A 15,268-nucleotide genomic window follows, 5' to 3' on the forward strand; every position below is an offset into this window, starting at 1 on the left:
ATAATCAAGTGGCAGGTTAAAAACCTTGTCGGTTGCAGGTCAACTAAATCTAACACCTTGTTAGAAAAATCTAACAAGGTGTTAGAAAAATCTCACAGTGAGCTAGAAAAATCTCACGGCGAGTTAAAAAAATCTCACAGCGACATATATATAGATCGCGCGCCCGCGAAGACTATTTCAGACTTAGATCAGACTCTCTCAGACAAGAGCGAGGGAGCGAAAAATGATTTACAAAATCAACTTCAAGAGGAGCCAGCCCACGATTCCTCTGAGAAACCAGTAGATGAAGCAACCACCCAAGCAATTATCAATTCTTCTAAAGGATCATTAGCCGCGCCCCGCGACCCGTTTTTCAACCGTAAACCTTCCCCTAAAGAAATTGAGTGGGACTGGCTACCGGACGGACCATGGAGAACAAACGAGGGCAAGCTTGATGCAGCTTTCCTTTGGGCGATCGCCCAAAGATGGCTGAAGGAACACGGGGGAGACATTCACGCGAAGAGAGCAAATGTACTAAAACATTTCCGCAACGACCCAACGAACCTCCCCATTGAGTGGGAGTGGTACCAGAATCTCACTTTGCATAAAGCCTGTAACATTCAAATTCGCAAGCAGGCAGAGATTGATACCACAGTGGATGAGCAAGAAATCATTAAGCATTTCTCCGCAGCAAAGGAACTGCCGGAAGAATTGCGGGTGACTGAGGTGCGTGAGCGCCAAGAAGTTCTTGCCGAAGTTGCACCGCACATTGTCAAAGCAATAGAAGCACCACGCGATGAAAAATTTGGACAAATCAATCCCGCTGCTTATGAGCAAAAAGAAGCAACCCCAGAAGATGTGGATTACTGGGAAAAGATTTATTCAAATTTACAGGCAAGCAAAGAAAAGAGGAAGGGAGCGAAGAAGCTCACCTCTATTGCGTCCGTAGTACAGCCACCAACAGAGACACCATTCTCTGTAATCCTGGAGGACATGAGGAAATACCTCAACTGTGGCAGCGATATTTACAGGCAAAAAGCAATCAATTGGGCAACTGACCCCAAAAATGGCTGTGAACTGGTGCGTGATAGTGCTGGCTGGATTGTCGATATCCGCGAAATAGATTTTTAGCTTTTTGGCTTTGAGCGCTTTTGAGCCAAAAAGCCTTATCAAAATCCTAACCAAAAACCTAAGACCAATTATGGAACTTTTCGACACTAACCAGTACATCACTGGCACAGTTTACGATTTTGAATTAAATTCCTCTGAGAAGAAAGGCAAGCAGCCCATCTATGACCCTGCCTGGGAAGATGGTAGCGCTTTCCCAGGGATTGAGGAAGATGCTGAGAAGTGGGAAGTAGGCTCACGCGTTCAGGCTCCTTCGCCCATTAACAAGCCAGAAATATCAGGAGTTCAGGGAGAAATAGTCAGCAAGTCCTCTAAGAAGATTGCGATTAAATGGGCAAATGATTTTATTGAGGACTGCACTATAAACGAATTCAAAAGGCGCGGATATCAAAAAACATCAGAATGCTACGTTAATCATGAATTCAAGGAAGGCGATCGCATTATCAACCCTCACGGTGAGCGTGGAGTAATTCAAAAAATCTGCCGAATTAAATATATAGTGCTTTGGGATGATGGGCAGACTGATGGCTACACCCTGAGCCATCTTCAAAAGTATCGATACCAAAAAGAGGACTCTGCTGAATTGGACAGTCCTGCCGCCGAATCGAACGATCGCTGGAACCCTGACCACTTCGACAAGAACCCAGCGCATAAAGCCGACGGGGACCAGCTAACTATTTTTCTAGAAACTGGTGATGAACCACCAGAACCAGACGACTTTAAATCAATTGCAGAATATGAGTCAGCGTGGAAGCAATGGGAGAACTCAAGCAGCTTGATTTATGCTCAGGAACCGGTAGCGGATTCCCCCTTGCAGCGCTCAGAGTTGGTGGATTCAAGCTCATTGGATTTTCCGAAATCAACACGCACTGCTCAGATATCCTCGAAAAGCGATTCCCAGGTATCCCCAACTTTGGGAACATTAACGAATTTGCCATCACAGGCGGACAATGCGAACAGCCGGACATTATCACGGCTTCGCCACCTTGCCCCCCATTCAGTATTCAAGGAAAGCGACTCGGGGCGGAAGACCCCAGAGACTGCTTCCCCGCAGTCGTCAGAATTATTGAAAAAGCACAACCAGGATTCCTTGCAATTGAAAACGTGCGAGGACTCCTCACCTGCCCCCTACGACCAAGAGCAAAAGAATCCTACTTTGGATTTCTCCTCTCCCAGCTTTCCCGCTGCGGGTATGATGTTGAGTGGCAAGTTGTATCAAGTGGAAGGTGCGGAGCGCCCTTTCTTAGAGAAAGGTTGCTCCTGGTTGGAGTCTCCCAACGCGCTGTCATCAATCGGTCGGAGTCCTGGGCTGAGCAAATTAGAAGGGAGTTTAATCAAGCAGGGCGTATTGCAGCGTGGGCAAGTCATCAACCCCATTTTTCTAGAGGAATCTTTCGGGATTCCGCAGGACTGGACCAACCCGTGGGACTCCCGAGCGGCGACAGAACTATTAGAAGAAGAAGAGAAGCACTTGGCAACGCACTGGACCCAAGAGTTGCAGCGATCGCCCTCCGAAGAATCCAATACCTACATTCAATTGCCTCCATCCGAGCCTAAATTAATACCCGAGAATTTCTCAGAGGAAACCGTGAGAAGTAGGGGAGATGAGGGCGATAAGGGAGATGAGGGAGCAGTAGGGGTAGTAATTTCCTCCTCATCCTCCTCATCTTCCTCGTCTTCCTCATCCCTCATAAAAGATAGGCGTAGAGGCTGTTTGTATAGGTATTTGGAAAACAAAAAACTCAAGGATGGAACCATTGCAAGCTATCCCAGAGTGACCGAAGAACGCGACCCAGATAACCCTAAGCACTGGCGATGGGGTTTCAATTGGGAAGAAAAAATTGATGGTCAGTGGAAGAATAGAAGCTTCGGATGTGTCCCAGTGGGGGCAATTCCGATGATTCGACAAATGCAAAAATCTGATGTACCACTGGAAGAAATCGTTAGTTTTATCCGCAGAAGTAAGCGAAAAATTTAGTGCCATTCGAGTGTTGGGGAGGGCGATTGCGATTCGGGGCAGTGCGCAGAGCGCAATCGCGTTCCAATTTATCGCAGTGCAATAAAGTCAACTTATTCAAGGACGAACCATGAACGTTTTAACCCTTGCTGAGTATGGAACCATACGTACAACCGAAGATAATCGGTTTAGCATTTTTGACACAATTCGCGTAATTGGGGGCAAAAGGAATCCTCACGAGACTTGGAAGCGATTGTGTGTTGAGTATTCAGAGGTTCTCACAAAATGCGACAACTTCCAATTCCCCGGAGCGGGTCAACGTCCAACCCCTGTTGCAGATACTGAGGGCATCTTTTATATCATTGGCTTGCTTCCTGGCTCCGTTGGTCATGCCTACCGAGAAGCCGCAGCGCGGGAGATGTGCCGTAAGTTTGGCAAGAAGTATGAGGATGTGGTAGTAAAATCCAACAACGCCCTTATCCCGCCATCACCTCAAGAAATGGTAGAGGTTTTCAGCGCTATATTTGGCGTCGTCAAAGATATGGATGATAGGCTGATTGCTAGATTTATTGCTGAACAAGTCGCTGAAGCTCACCCACAATACAAACCCTACTTGAAGGCTGCTGCACCAATGTTTGTCGTCCAGACTAAAGATGAGGCTGTCACGGTCACTGTGCTTGCCAAGATGTACATTGAGCGAACTGGTAAAGAACTATCAAAAAACAACACTGATTTAGGTAATGCGATTGCTTTCAATAAAATACTGATTGACTCCGGATTGCAGACAGAAAATCCAAATAAAGCAGCAAAAAAGGATGGACAGCCTGCATATTTACCCACGGAAATGGGTAAAGAATATGCTCAAGTCGTCTTTCAACAGGGCGCAAGCAGCAAAAAAACTATTCAACAGTTGCGGTGGTATCCATCCGTTCTTGATGTCCTTTCATAAGTAAGTAGTACTCTGGAACAACCTTATAAAACTGGAGCAAGCGAGATGAGAAAGAAGCCAGCAGTATTTCTAGACGTAGATGGCACCCTAACAGGTACCAAATCCCGCGAACCATTTAAACAACATCCCCACGATGTGGAAGTAATGCCAGGGGTTGCAGAAGCGCTTAATTTCCACAAAAAACAGGGTTACAGACTTATTGCAGTAAGCAATCAAGGCGGCGTACCCCAGTATAAAAGCCTGCAAGAAGTTGTTAGTGAGATGGAGTTTACGTTGTCTTTACTCCCCCAACTCGAAGTAATTATTTTTGCGCCAGGGTTTAGTGGCGATGAGTGCTATGTAGTCTCTCTGCCGGATGGTAACTTATCGTCAAGCCATCTACTAAAAATTACCCGGACAAAAAAGCATGAATCATTCCGTAAGCCCGGTTGGGGGATGCTCCAGGTAATTGAAGGGATAGACCTGGATAGCTCATGGATGGTAGGCGACCGACCAGAAGATGAGGGATGTGCAACGGCAGCGGGATTAAATTTCATGTGGGCGGCAGATTGGCTCACGCATTTCTTAGGGTTAAGTCCCGCGCCAGAGGATTTGAAGCTTATCCAGTTTTTGGAGGTTGAAAGCGTCTCATTCTGACCAGACTATAAATACAAATAATTCAAAAGCTGGGGATACTCCAGCTTTTTTACAGCAGTTTTCACGTATTTGAACCACACTGTAAGGGCACGAAGCAATGCTTTGTGCCCCTACGGCAAATGTGGTCTATTTACCTGAAAATAGCTGTAAAGTCAAAAAAACGAACGTATATTTTACTGCTTGCCGCATAAAGCCGGAGTAGTCTCCAAACTATTGGCATTGGATGCATTAGAAATGAGGGTAACCTGCCCCTTGCCGTTGAACACCCAACCTGTAGCAGGGACAATTTTCACAACATCTGTTTTAGATGGTGGTTTAGCTGCGCTTCCTTCTGAACGTTGTTGCTGTGTTGTAATAGCTGACAATCGAGTGTCTAACCAGACCACATCAGTACTGAGGGGTTCGTAAGGGCTGGGAGGCAAACCACCGCGTCCGGTGATCGTAAATTTGCTTTTATCTGTGTCAGAATCTGTGGCAGCAATGGCATCACAGCCAGCGTTTGCTATGAACGTTGATGTATCTGTTAACACTATGGGGAGTTCCACTAATCCCAGGCTTTGGTCAGCATCCGGTGTATTGATAGTGATCTGACCGCTTAAAGTTGGGTTAGTTAGGGAAATTGCTGTGATGTCGTTGGTTGGTAACAGTTGCGGGTCGAGTTCATTTGGGTTCTCAGTTCCCAACTCGCGCACCAAGTCTTCTCGACTACGCTGAGTGAAGTTAAAAATACCTAAGGAATCGATATCGATTCTCCCACCAGTGCCATTGAAAGCATTGGCGGTAATGTCGCTGTTTTCATTTGGAGCGCTGACGATAAAGCCCGACGGAGCATTGATAGTGATGTTACCGCCATTACCAGCTTGTTGTGCAGTACCCGCAGTGGCTGAGATGAAACTTCCACGGCGCAGCAGCAGTAACTCTCCGACTCGCAGGTTGATATTGCCACCATTACCTGATGCAGAATCAGCAATGAACCTTCCGGAGTTATCCAACTGAACTTTAGGTGAGGTTACTTCAATATCTCCTGCAGTTCCTGAACCTTGAGAACGAACAAACAAGCCACTGGCATTATTGTCAGTATTTGTAAAACCAAATTTGGCAACTCGTTCGCTGAAAGTCGCATCACTGCCATTGACGATTACTTGGTCGGTAGCGTTAAGCGTAATCTTACCTGCATTTCCCCTGCCAAAGGAGGTGGCGACAAACTGTCCCCCATTGATAGCTTCAACCCGATTTGCAGTCACTTTAATATTGCCACCATTGCCATCATTAGAGGTTTGGGTATTCAAAGCTGCACCATCTGACACGGTAAAGGTGCGGGTGTTGATAATCAGATCCCCTCCTCTACCTGAGGAGCCGGTTCCTGTAGATAATTGACTGGAATATCCATAAGTGGAATTCGTTCCAGAAATCCTGACAGCATCAGTAGCATTAATTTGAATTGTGCCTGCATTCCCTTGTCCTGCGGTGTTGGCAGATATGACAGCACCATCAATTAAAGAGAACGAGCCAGCAGTAATATTGATGTTACCCCCATTGCCAACTCCCCCCGATGACAAGCTGACAATGGCGCTGGGGAATTCGTTCACCCCGGCAATCGTCACCCCACCTGTGACATCAATGTTGACATTCCCCGCATCTCCCTGTCCTGCTAACTGGTCAGGATTTACAAAAATTGCGCTTTGTAGTTGAGCGCCATCTGTGACGGACAGTGTTGCTGCACTGATGTTGATGTCGCCTCCTTTGCCCACACCACTTGGGAACACACCGCTAGTAATGAAGGTATTTCTACCTGTTATCGAAATAGAATCCTTTGCTTGCAGGAACACACTGCCTGCATCCCCTTGTCCGTTGGTACGAGTTATTAGTTGAGCATCATTTAAAGACAAGGAACCAGAGGTGATATTAATATTCCCCCCTTTGCCCACACCCCCATATTCCACATCGCTGAAGATGTAACTGTTACCAGCAGCAGACACAGAATCCTTTGCTTGCACCAATATACTACCTGCATCCCCTTGTCCTCTTGTGCTGGCATTTAGTCGAGCACCATCAGTTAAGGAAAATGAGCCTGATGTGATATTAATGTTTCCCGCTTTACCAATCGCCCCACTTCCCAATGTGCTGTAAATACCACTAAAGACTCCGTCCTTCACCCCAGCAATCGTCACTGCTCCTGTGACATTAACGTTGACATTCCCCGCCTGACCTTGTCCTCTTGTGCTGGCAGACAGTTGAGCACCATCAGTTAAGGAAAATGAGCCAGATGTGACATTAATGTTTCCCGCTTTACCAATCGCCCCACTTCCCAATGTGCTGTAAATACCACTAAAGACTCCGTCCTTCACCCCAGCAATCGTCACTGCTCCTGTGACATTAACGTTGACATTCCCCGCCTGACCTTGTCCAAAGGTGCTGGCAGACAGTTGAGCTCCATCGGTTAAGGAAAATGAGCCAGATGTGACATTAATGTTTCCCCCTTTACCACTAGCCCCACTTCCCAAAGAGGTGTAAATACCACTAGAGAATCCGTCCTTCACCCCAGCAATCGTCACCGCTCCTGTGACATTAACGTTGACATTCCCCGCCTGACCTTGTCCAGCTGGCTGGGTGGAAGATGCTCCACTAACTAACGTTTGTAGTTGAGCGCCATCCTTGAGGGACAGTGTTGCTGCAGTGATGTTGACGTCGCCACCTTTGCCCACTGCTCCATTTTCCACAGTGCTGAAGATGTAACTGTTACCAGCAACAGACACAGAATCCTTTGCTTGCACCAATATACTACCTGCATCCCCTTGTCCTCTTGTGCTGGCAGTCAGTTCAGCACCATTAGTTAAGGAAAGTGAGCCAGTGGAGAGAATAATGTTTCCCGCATTGCCATTTGCGCTTCGATAAACTTGAGTAAACAGCCCCGTTGGATAAGTGGCTCCTGAACCATCGAACTGAATTGATTCAGAACCCGTGACTTCCAAGGTTCCTCCTGACTGAAACTCCAAACCTAAAGTACTCGCTTCAATCTGAGACCCTTGTTTGAGGGTGATTCGTCTGCCTTGTACACGAACATTTCCACCCCCGATTCCACTTGCATCTACAATTGCTTGTTGTGAAAGTTGAATATCTCGAAAATTTTGCACACCGCGATAATCCAAACTCCACCCGTTCGCAACCGGCACGAGACCCACCAAACTCTCTGACCCCACACTGCCCAATTCAATCCGCCCGCCTGTACTCTTTAGCGTTCCACCCGAAAGTTCTAAATCACCACCAACCAATCCCAGGGTTTGATTCGCTCCTAACTGCAGCGCATTTGTTGTATCAATCAAATTAGTGGTTGTTCGTCTCCCTTGACCATCCCCCTGTACTTCAATCTTTCCTGGATTCTGTCCAAATTGCAAACCCAATGGAACACTTATAGTCAGCAATGGTGTTGTTTGGGTACCGTCTGTCCTAAACTCTGTGCCATCAGCAAATTTCAGACTACTAGCGGTACTTGCAAAGAAAGAGCCGCCAATATCCAACCGCGCATTTGGTCCAAAGACAATTCCATTGGGATTAATCAAAAACAGGTTAGCTGTACCTAGGGTGCGAATCAACCCATCAATATTAGATATTGACCCACCCGTCACGCGACTAATGATATTCTGAATGTCAACCGTATTATTAAAGAAAGCTTGGTTACCAGTGCGAACAGAAAACTCTTGAAAACTGTGGAATAGGTTGGTTCCTGCTTGCGTTCCACCAATGATATTGAAGGTGTTGCCATTGATGTTGACGATGGAATTATTGGGGAGAGTGGCATCCGGAGTAATTTGAGCCAGAACACAATTTGCACTCAAAGTATATGCACCAGCGATCGCCCAGAGGGCAGTGGCTTTGCCAATCGCAATTCCTAATAAAGCGTCCCAACGAGTAGCCATTTTGGACATTGCACCCCTCTAGACAGCAGTAGTCACCCAGTGTCTAGTAAACCATAATTATTGGTTTGATTTTTATTATCAACTGCTGCTCTGTGCCTAAAATTAATAAAAGTTTGTAATAATCGCTATAAGCAGTTACTACGAATTGATGAATTTTTGGCATCAAAATCAGGACAGATTTGGATAAGTTCCAAAACCAAAAATAAAATCGGAACGAGAGTATCTCTGCGTGGCATTTCATAACAGACTCTTTAGCATTACCGCTACTTGTCGGTTCAGGATGCGTCTTGGATTCGGGGTAGTGCCAAAGGCGACTGCGATTCGGGGCAGTGCCATTCGGGCGATCGCGACTCGGGGTAGTGCCATTCGGGCGTGAGCCCAGAAGATGAGCAATGCGCGCAAGCAGCCGGGGTAAATTTTATGTGGGCGCACGAGTGGCTCACGCACTTCTTGGGGTTAAGTCCCGCGCCAGAAGATTTGAAGTATATTCAGTTTTTAGAGGTTGAAAGCGCTCCATTTTAATTAAAGTGCTGTAATTTCCTCGTTGTCATCAGAGCGAATAGTTTGCCATCTTAGATTAACTTTGATGGCAGATTTTTTATGAAAGAAAGTCAAGTCCAAATTAAGGCACCAAAGATAAATAGTCTTTGGCAGAATCCTAGAAAAAATAAAGTTTATAGGGTATGGATGATTGCCACAGAGGTGGACACCGAAGAGCGCCCGCTCTTTGTCATCTTTCAAGTAGAAAAAATCCCCAAACCTAGCCCAGATGAGACGATTTTTAGTGTGTGCCATTTTCAAGACGCTCGACTAGGCAAAGTCTGCAACTTACCTCTTACCCCGAAAGAATGGTTTTTGCACTGGCGGTATGGAGCGCAAAAAGGCTCTATGGGCTGGGCTTGCCCTTTAGAATCCTGGTATGAGAATTTTAAGCCAGTTACAAACAGGAAATTCTCAGAGGAAACATGATTAAATTCGAGCTTAGTCAAGTATCAGACCGAGCAGCACTGATTGAGCTAGAGCAAAACGAAATGGAGCCTTCAGACTTAGCCTATTTAGAGTTTCCAGTAGTAGAAGAGACAAAGGGGTTAATTGTTGCTGGGTTTGATTCTTGGGTCATTGCAGCAATTGTTGCTGAGTGTCGCGATCGCGCCATCGTGGATTGGAATCATTGATACAACGTTTGTAACAAACAGTCCAAGCGACTGCATTATTATTTGGTCGAAGTCGTTAAATTTTGAGTCAGGGCAACTCATCAAATTAAGCGATTTAGGGTTGAAGGATTTACAATCAGATTTACCATCATGAGAAAATCAAGCTTTACAGCAATCAAGGAGCAGGAATTAAAATTTGGTTACTGTTCCATGTGCCACAGATTTCGACAGGTTTGTTGCTCCATCAACGATGAAAAAGTTTGTGCTGATTGTACTCAGGCAAGGGGGATTAATGCGATCGCTCCTCCTCCACCTCCACCCCAGGTAAAACAAAAACGAGTAGTGAATCGCAAAAGGTATCAACCTTTATTTCAATTACAATCAAGGCTTGTAGAGTGCCTGCGGGGTCGATGCCTTTCTTCGCAAGAACTATATCAATTGTGCGGCAAGCAGCACTATACAGATTACGAAAGCTTCATTTGGTTTCTAAGGAATCTGCACAGCAATAAAATCATCTTTTCTTGCCGATGGAGGGCGAATGGACATAATTATCATGTACTTTCCTCTGAGAAGGACTTACTTGCACAACGAATTGGGAAGGCACCAGAGGAGCGCATCATAGAAGTCTTGAAGGAGGTAAGAGAAATGCCAGTCTCTAAACTGGCAAGAAAGATTAGTCTATCCCGTGCCACAACTTACGGAGTATCTAAGCGACTTGAAAAAGAGGGAACAGTCCGCTTAGAGCGATCGCAGGACGGACAAGTAATTGTATCAGTAATTAATTAGGAGAGGTCATGAATTGGGAATCATCTGGACGCATCTATCGCTATCACAAACTATCACTCTCTCAAGGGCTTCTAGAAGCAAACATTATTGAGAGAGATGGCAAAATAACTGTATTGATTGGGCAAGGACTGGCACAGAGGAGGGGAGAATTTAAAAGCCTGCCCTCTGCAAAGTCATGGGCTACCAAAGAAATGAATCTTGCTTTATCTCAAATGCAGGGAGAGCTTAAGCCAGTAAGGAGAAAATTTCCACCTCTGCTTTATATCTGCCTAGCGATTTATATTCTTCTGGGACTTGTATGGCTTTTATTTTTAGATGAATAGTAAAAAAATCCTCTAGAAAGATTCTAAGAGGAATTCTTTGGTACTACAGATTAAGTGCTAAAGATTTTTATTTTACTCAATATACAATTCGGTTGAGAGGGTTTAAAAAGTAAGCGGTGCTTTAGAAACTTACAGCGTTTTTCATCTATTTGAACCACAATCTTTCGTAGGGGCGCAATGCCTTGCGCCCCTACAGTGTGGTCTATTTACCCGAAAATTGCTGTAATTTAGGAAAGCAACTGATACCTGAGCCATCTCTTGCGGATTTGGACTGAGCCGCAGTTGTAAATAGTCGTCCCCCTCTCACCCCACCTCTCATATATTGATATCTGAATTTAGAGAGTGTGCAGAATTTACCCCTAACGTTGGGGGTAAGTCAAAGAGTAGCCATGTAGAGAGCGATTGGGCTTTAGCCCACTGCCCAAAGGGCAATCGCCAGCAACATCGCCGTCACCCCAATCAAAATCATAATCGCTCCGACTTCGGGAATAGGGAAATCTAGCCCGGTTTCATTGATGAAAATAATTTCAATGCCCATCTTCCTGAAATCCTTGGCTACTCTCACAGCTTGGTCGTAGTCCACTGGGTCAGTGGGAGCAAGCCCCAGAATAACTCGGCGCTTCCGGATTACCCAAAACAATTTAGTACCGTAGTGAGTGTACAGTTCTGTCTGTGCCACGGCGTGAAAAATATTGTCACGCGTCAGCCACTTTTTCACTTCATACACCGTGAGCCAGGTTGCAATATCAATTCGTCTCAATGAAGCGGGAGTTTTTAAGAGCACTTCATCAGGTGCCTTCAACCAGTAACGGCGAAGACGCTTCTGTATGAGTAACTGTAAATCTCGCTCTGCCCAGATGGATGGCAAGTAGCGTGAGCAAAAGTCCAAACTATTCATTTCCTCTTCTCCTCACCTCAATGCCTGCATCACTAAGAATGGTATGCAACCGCGCTCTAGCGTTTCGGTACCCGTTACTGTCGCCGCTCTTGTAACCCCAAATCCTGTAAATAATTTCTTTTTGGGCAGTGATTCGCGGGTCGCGGAAGCAAAATAAATACCCGACCCAGTCGCGCTCAATCTGACGGATAGCCCCGTAGGGGGGAAGCTTTGTAGAAGGTTCTACGAAGGTTAACAAGTCTTCAGTGAAGTCCTTGCTTTCCCTCTTCGGTTGTTGCGGTGGCGTTAATTCAGGCGAATCGCTGCTTACTTCGTTCTTGACGACCCGAAGGTTCGGGGGGTTCGGTGAAGGGTTCTGCGGGGGGTTCGGTGAAGGTTCACTCCCAGGAACGCGAGGAAGTCTAACCATTTCCTGGGGCTTCATCCAAACTTGTACCGCACCACGCAGGGTGTCAAATGTTGGCGGTTCAGCTAACTCCATCTCAATGTGGAGATGATTAGCCCACTTTTCAATTGCCTTTTGTCCTCCGTCTTGTGGTTTTAACCTGGCTACGACGTAGCCGTCAGGGTCAACTGCCACACCTTTAAATTCACACACTACCCGTTTTTCTAAGAGGAGTTCCATTAGTCGCCTTACTAAAATAATCTCAAAGCTGGAACCTTCGGGGAGCGATGGCGCTTCATATTGGGCGAGGAGCGATCGCATCTCATCAAGCTCAGATTCTAGTAAATCAATTTTTGACTGGTACTGAGCAATGATGCCTTCATGCTCCTTCAAAAACTTTTCTTTATCGGTTTCTAACTCTTCATTCGCTGCGCTTATTTGTTCCTCTAAGTCCTTTTCTGCTTGTATTAATGCTTGCTCACGCTCATTTAACTCGGCTTCCTTTGTGCTAGCTAGTTGCTCTAACTGTTGTATTAGTTGCTGCTCTTTATCGGTCAACTCCTGCTCTCGCTGTTTAAATTCTTTCTCCTTGCTGGCAGCAGTATTTTGTAGTTTGCGGTTGAGCAAAGTAAGCTCAGACTCAAGCTTTTTGATGTCTTTTCTTAAAGTTAACTTCTGATTATTTAGCTGAGTTATGGGCTGAAACAATCCGCCACGGTGCAACGAGATAGCGAAAACACCGCAAGAAATACCCGCAACTCTAACCATAATGCTTTGGTTAAAGGGGAGAAGGGGGTATACTGCGGCGCTTGCTATGTTGGCGGACGCCAGCAAAAACTGAAGCGTCCTGATCATTTATTTCTTAATTAGGTAGAACAATCCAAACGTAATGAGGATTCCACTAAAAGCCAGTGGTAGAGTTAAAACTCGGTTGATGGAATAAACCCATCTAAGACTGTCTGCAAGCAATGAAGCAACCATTAAAAAAGTAGTTGTCATTGTAATGATGTAAAGCGACGGCTTCACCGTTCAACCTCCTGTTTTTGTTTTGATGTACCTCGAACTAAGTCAACCAGGTTCACCACTTCTGCGGAGGAGGGGGGTAGAGCGTTTCCCACAGTTCCAGGTTTAATGCCAACTGAGTAAGCTTTCTTTGTTAACTTTTGTGTCCAGCTAACTTTGTTCAACACACCTTCGGCTTGTGTGCCTTTCAGGTTTGTGTCAGCGATCGCATCTTTCTCTTTATCAATCTGTAAGTTGGTACGCTCGGTCTTAAGCTGCACTTCCTGGCGTTTGGCTTTTACTTCCTGCTTATCTGCCCAATGGGTTGCTGCTACGGTCTTGGCGCGGTATCCTCTCAGTTTTTGCGCTCGTGCCTTCCCTTGTTCAATATGCTTGTTTGCCTCATAGGTCATCTCATCAATCCATTCTGGTGCTTGATTCGGCGTTGCGTTTGATTCTGATGCTTCTGCTGCTTTCTTTACCATGATGTTTTCTCCTACTTTTTACAGTTGTTTGTACCCAAGTAATCCTGCACGGCGTGTTGTACCTGTTCAGGTATCTGTTGCAGCGCTTTGCCGATGTCTTCCGGCTCGACTGTTAACCCTGCGACCGTCCTAATAGCCGCCGCAGCGATACCCACACCAATGGCAGCGATGGCACCGGGAGTTACTTGGGTTGATTCATTCCTTGTCATGAGTGGTACTTTTGTATTGCTGATAAAGTGATTGCCCCCAGGCATGGAGATAACCTGAGATGGTAAACTGAGCGAACCAGATAAGCCCGACGGCGATCGCCAGGACTAATCTGTGTCCACTCAGCCAACTCAAGATTTTTTCTTTCGGGGTGAGAGTGCCTTTCCCAGGCTATTCAGTCCTGTCTTGATGGTTTCTTCAGCACTGGTACTCATTTCCTCTAAGAAAGTTGCACCAATCTGCTGACCGAGGGAGCGCCCTGCTTGTCTAAGTTGGTCTAAATTAAGGTCGATGAACTGCCCTAGACCGTCAACTTTCTCTAGTGCAGCCTCTTCCCGGTCGATTAAATCGGCGTCCATTACTTCGACTGGGACTATGGCAGATGGTGCATCAATTCGCTTTTCTGGTACACGGTTATATCTCTGCCAGATTTGCTGCTTGTAATCGTTAATGCCAATTCTGTCTGGGTTACTTTGCATCAATGGCTTACCAGAGTCGTCTCTGAGGATAATTCCGTCAGGCGATCGCATTGGAATCTTTGGTGATATCGCTGCTTGCAGATTGAAAAACTCCTCACGCGCCCAGGCGGTAAACCTATCCCCTTCTTTTAGATCCGCGAGCTTCCACCAGAAAATCTCCTCTAGCTTTGGTAGCCAGTTTTGGGATAAGTTGCGATCGCTCGTCCCGAGTTCTTTTGCTAAGTCACTAGCGGTATAGGTTAGTTTGACTTGATTATTAGTGGGCTTTTTAATTGTTGTGTCTGCCATGTCATGTTTGCGCTGAATAAATAACTGAGTGCGACCAGTAGAACAAGTACCCCACTGGTGAACAAGAACTCTATCAAGCCACGGACTCTATTTCCACTTCTACCGTCTCTTGAAGCTGTGGTTGATGATTTACTACGGATGGTAGAAAGCCTTTTGTCCTGAGCCTGCTTCTGAAGCTGGCTAAAAAATTCCCGTTAATCTCTTCCATTGCTTCTAAGGTAGAAGAAATTGCACCCTTGCAGGCTGCTTTCACCTCGGGGTCTTGGAGAATCTCTGGGCTTTTGAGCGCATCACCCCACATCTCGAAATATAAGAGATAAAAACTTTTTACATCTTTGCGCAAGGAATCCTCTACACCAGTAGCGATGAATTCCTGTCTTGCGGTTGCGAGCATCTCTTGTATACTGGGTGCTGGCTGTTCGGGCAATGGTTCAGGCTGCTGGTTGTAGACGGCGATTCCTTCCCTTCGGGACGCTTCGCGAACGGAAAGCTTCGCTAACGCATCTTCTAAGCTCATTCCTTCTTTGATAAGTGGAAAGATTCCTCTGAGAATGTCAAAATCTTCTGATGAGATTGGCTCAGTAGTCGGTCTTCCTAGTTGGTCAAGAATGCTCTTGATTTCGGCGATTGTGCCTGCACCTAGTTGTAGGAGCCAGCAATAAGAAACGCTTCGACCAGCAATAAGGATCATTCTG

The 15,268-nt window shown here is 46.0% G+C and carries 18 protein-coding genes; 9 read left to right on the forward strand and 9 right to left on the reverse strand.

Annotated features, from left to right (window positions below; all coding sequences use genetic code 11):
* On the forward strand, window positions 1-1,110 hold a 1,110-nt coding region (locus ACM0OZ_RS45185; protein WP_414589494.1), incomplete at its 5' end, for a hypothetical protein.
* A 394-nt stretch (window positions 1,111-1,504) separates the two neighbouring features.
* On the opposite strand, the gene ACM0OZ_RS45190 is transcribed toward ACM0OZ_RS45185, so the two are convergent.
* The gene (locus ACM0OZ_RS45190) at window positions 1,505-1,651 is read right to left on the reverse strand and encodes a hypothetical protein (protein WP_414589496.1); all 147 of its coding nucleotides are present in this window, start codon (window positions 1,649-1,651) and stop codon (window positions 1,505-1,507) included.
* Between the two features lie 212 nt (window positions 1,652-1,863).
* Here ACM0OZ_RS45190 and dcm point away from each other — a divergent pair, with 212 nt between their 5' ends.
* The 4 genes from dcm (at window position 1,864) to ACM0OZ_RS45210 (ending at window position 4,649) form a co-directional block, all read left to right on the forward strand.
* The gene (gene dcm, locus ACM0OZ_RS45195) at window positions 1,864-2,664 is read left to right on the forward strand and encodes a DNA (cytosine-5-)-methyltransferase (protein ID WP_414589527.1); all 801 of its coding nucleotides are present in this window, start codon (window positions 1,864-1,866) and stop codon (window positions 2,662-2,664) included.
* Between the two features lie 31 nt (window positions 2,665-2,695).
* On the forward strand, window positions 2,696-3,085 hold the full coding sequence (locus ACM0OZ_RS45200) for a hypothetical protein (RefSeq protein WP_414589498.1): 390 nt from the start codon (window positions 2,696-2,698) through the stop codon (window positions 3,083-3,085).
* Between the two features lie 109 nt (window positions 3,086-3,194).
* On the forward strand, window positions 3,195-4,013 hold the full coding sequence (locus ACM0OZ_RS45205; protein ID WP_414589500.1) for a hypothetical protein: 819 nt from the start codon (window positions 3,195-3,197) through the stop codon (window positions 4,011-4,013).
* Between the two features lie 45 nt (window positions 4,014-4,058).
* The gene (locus ACM0OZ_RS45210) at window positions 4,059-4,649 is read left to right on the forward strand and encodes an HAD-IIIA family hydrolase (RefSeq protein ID WP_414589502.1); all 591 of its coding nucleotides are present in this window, start codon (window positions 4,059-4,061) and stop codon (window positions 4,647-4,649) included.
* A gap of 173 nt (window positions 4,650-4,822) precedes the next feature.
* Here the strand turns inward: ACM0OZ_RS45210 and ACM0OZ_RS45215 are convergent, their stop codons facing one another.
* Window positions 4,823-8,566, reverse strand: a complete 3,744-nt coding sequence (locus tag ACM0OZ_RS45215; RefSeq protein ID WP_414589504.1) for a filamentous hemagglutinin N-terminal domain-containing protein — start codon at window positions 8,564-8,566, stop codon at window positions 4,823-4,825.
* Between the two features lie 600 nt (window positions 8,567-9,166).
* Between ACM0OZ_RS45215 and ACM0OZ_RS45220 the strand changes: the two genes are divergently transcribed.
* The 4 genes from ACM0OZ_RS45220 to ACM0OZ_RS45235 all read left to right on the forward strand — a co-directional run bounded on the left by ACM0OZ_RS45220 (window position 9,167) and on the right by ACM0OZ_RS45235 (window position 10,829).
* On the forward strand, window positions 9,167-9,535 hold the full coding sequence (locus ACM0OZ_RS45220; RefSeq protein WP_414589505.1) for a hypothetical protein: 369 nt from the start codon (window positions 9,167-9,169) through the stop codon (window positions 9,533-9,535).
* Window positions 9,532-9,741 (forward strand): hypothetical protein, encoded by a 210-nt coding sequence (locus ACM0OZ_RS45225; RefSeq protein WP_414589507.1) that lies wholly within the window; start codon window positions 9,532-9,534, stop codon window positions 9,739-9,741. Before ACM0OZ_RS45220 ends, ACM0OZ_RS45225 begins: the two co-directional genes overlap by 4 nt.
* A 129-nt stretch (window positions 9,742-9,870) precedes the next feature.
* Window positions 9,871-10,506, forward strand: coding sequence for a MarR family transcriptional regulator (locus ACM0OZ_RS45230; RefSeq protein WP_414589509.1), 636 nt, complete (start codon window positions 9,871-9,873; stop codon window positions 10,504-10,506).
* A gap of 8 nt (window positions 10,507-10,514) precedes the next feature.
* Complete coding sequence (locus ACM0OZ_RS45235) at window positions 10,515-10,829, forward strand: hypothetical protein (protein ID WP_414589511.1); 315 nt, start codon at window positions 10,515-10,517, stop codon at window positions 10,827-10,829.
* A 409-nt stretch (window positions 10,830-11,238) separates the two neighbouring features.
* Here ACM0OZ_RS45235 and ACM0OZ_RS45240 read toward each other — a convergent pair whose 3' ends face one another.
* The 7 genes from ACM0OZ_RS45240 to ACM0OZ_RS45270 form a co-directional block, all read right to left on the reverse strand.
* A complete protein-coding gene (locus ACM0OZ_RS45240; RefSeq protein WP_414589513.1) occupies window positions 11,239-11,727 on the reverse strand; it encodes a hypothetical protein in 489 nt (162 codons plus the stop codon).
* The gene (locus tag ACM0OZ_RS45245) at window positions 11,720-12,880 is read right to left on the reverse strand and encodes a hypothetical protein (RefSeq protein ID WP_414589515.1); all 1,161 of its coding nucleotides are present in this window, start codon (window positions 12,878-12,880) and stop codon (window positions 11,720-11,722) included. Before ACM0OZ_RS45245 ends, ACM0OZ_RS45240 begins: the two co-directional genes overlap by 8 nt.
* Window positions 12,881-13,134: 254 nt before the next feature.
* Window positions 13,135-13,599: a hypothetical protein gene (locus tag ACM0OZ_RS45250; protein WP_414589517.1), complete on the reverse strand. Its 465-nt coding sequence runs from the start codon at window positions 13,597-13,599 to the stop codon at window positions 13,135-13,137.
* Window positions 13,600-13,610: 11 nt separating this feature from the next.
* Window positions 13,611-13,808: a hypothetical protein gene (locus ACM0OZ_RS45255; protein ID WP_414589519.1), complete on the reverse strand. Its 198-nt coding sequence runs from the start codon at window positions 13,806-13,808 to the stop codon at window positions 13,611-13,613.
* The gene (locus ACM0OZ_RS45260) at window positions 13,795-13,941 is read right to left on the reverse strand and encodes a hypothetical protein (protein WP_414589521.1); all 147 of its coding nucleotides are present in this window, start codon (window positions 13,939-13,941) and stop codon (window positions 13,795-13,797) included. The genes ACM0OZ_RS45255 and ACM0OZ_RS45260 overlap by 14 nt, the downstream gene beginning before the upstream one ends.
* Window positions 13,938-14,573, reverse strand: a complete 636-nt coding sequence (locus tag ACM0OZ_RS45265) for a hypothetical protein (protein WP_414589523.1) — start codon at window positions 14,571-14,573, stop codon at window positions 13,938-13,940. Before ACM0OZ_RS45265 ends, ACM0OZ_RS45260 begins: the two co-directional genes overlap by 4 nt.
* Before the next feature lie 73 nt (window positions 14,574-14,646).
* Window positions 14,647-15,268: hypothetical protein (locus ACM0OZ_RS45270; protein ID WP_414589525.1), on the reverse strand; the 622-nt coding region annotated here is incomplete at its 5' end.

Source organism: Scytonema sp. PCC 10023, from assembly GCF_963920835.1.
Taxonomy (GTDB): Bacteria; Cyanobacteriota; Cyanobacteriia; order Cyanobacteriales; family Nostocaceae; genus Kalymmatonema.

Coding starts and splice junctions, on each gene's coding strand:
- ACM0OZ_RS45190 (WP_414589496.1), bottom strand. CDS start 1,651: ATGGCTCAGGGTGTAGCCATCAGTCTGCCCATCATCCCAAAGCACTAT.
- dcm (WP_414589527.1), top strand. CDS start 1,864: ATGGGAGAACTCAAGCAGCTTGATTTATGCTCAGGAACCGGTAGCGGA.
- ACM0OZ_RS45205 (WP_414589500.1), top strand. CDS start 3,195: ATGAACGTTTTAACCCTTGCTGAGTATGGAACCATACGTACAACCGAA.
- ACM0OZ_RS45210 (WP_414589502.1), top strand. CDS start 4,059: ATGAGAAAGAAGCCAGCAGTATTTCTAGACGTAGATGGCACCCTAACA.
- ACM0OZ_RS45215 (WP_414589504.1), bottom strand. CDS start 8,566: ATGGCTACTCGTTGGGACGCTTTATTAGGAATTGCGATTGGCAAAGCC.
- ACM0OZ_RS45220 (WP_414589505.1), top strand. CDS start 9,167: ATGAAAGAAAGTCAAGTCCAAATTAAGGCACCAAAGATAAATAGTCTT.
- ACM0OZ_RS45225 (WP_414589507.1), top strand. CDS start 9,532: ATGATTAAATTCGAGCTTAGTCAAGTATCAGACCGAGCAGCACTGATT.
- ACM0OZ_RS45230 (WP_414589509.1), top strand. CDS start 9,871: ATGAGAAAATCAAGCTTTACAGCAATCAAGGAGCAGGAATTAAAATTT.
- ACM0OZ_RS45235 (WP_414589511.1), top strand. CDS start 10,515: ATGAATTGGGAATCATCTGGACGCATCTATCGCTATCACAAACTATCA.
- ACM0OZ_RS45240 (WP_414589513.1), bottom strand. CDS start 11,727: ATGAATAGTTTGGACTTTTGCTCACGCTACTTGCCATCCATCTGGGCA.
- ACM0OZ_RS45245 (WP_414589515.1), bottom strand. CDS start 12,880: ATGGTTAGAGTTGCGGGTATTTCTTGCGGTGTTTTCGCTATCTCGTTG.
- ACM0OZ_RS45250 (WP_414589517.1), bottom strand. CDS start 13,599: ATGGTAAAGAAAGCAGCAGAAGCATCAGAATCAAACGCAACGCCGAAT.
- ACM0OZ_RS45255 (WP_414589519.1), bottom strand. CDS start 13,808: ATGACAAGGAATGAATCAACCCAAGTAACTCCCGGTGCCATCGCTGCC.
- ACM0OZ_RS45265 (WP_414589523.1), bottom strand. CDS start 14,573: ATGGCAGACACAACAATTAAAAAGCCCACTAATAATCAAGTCAAACTA.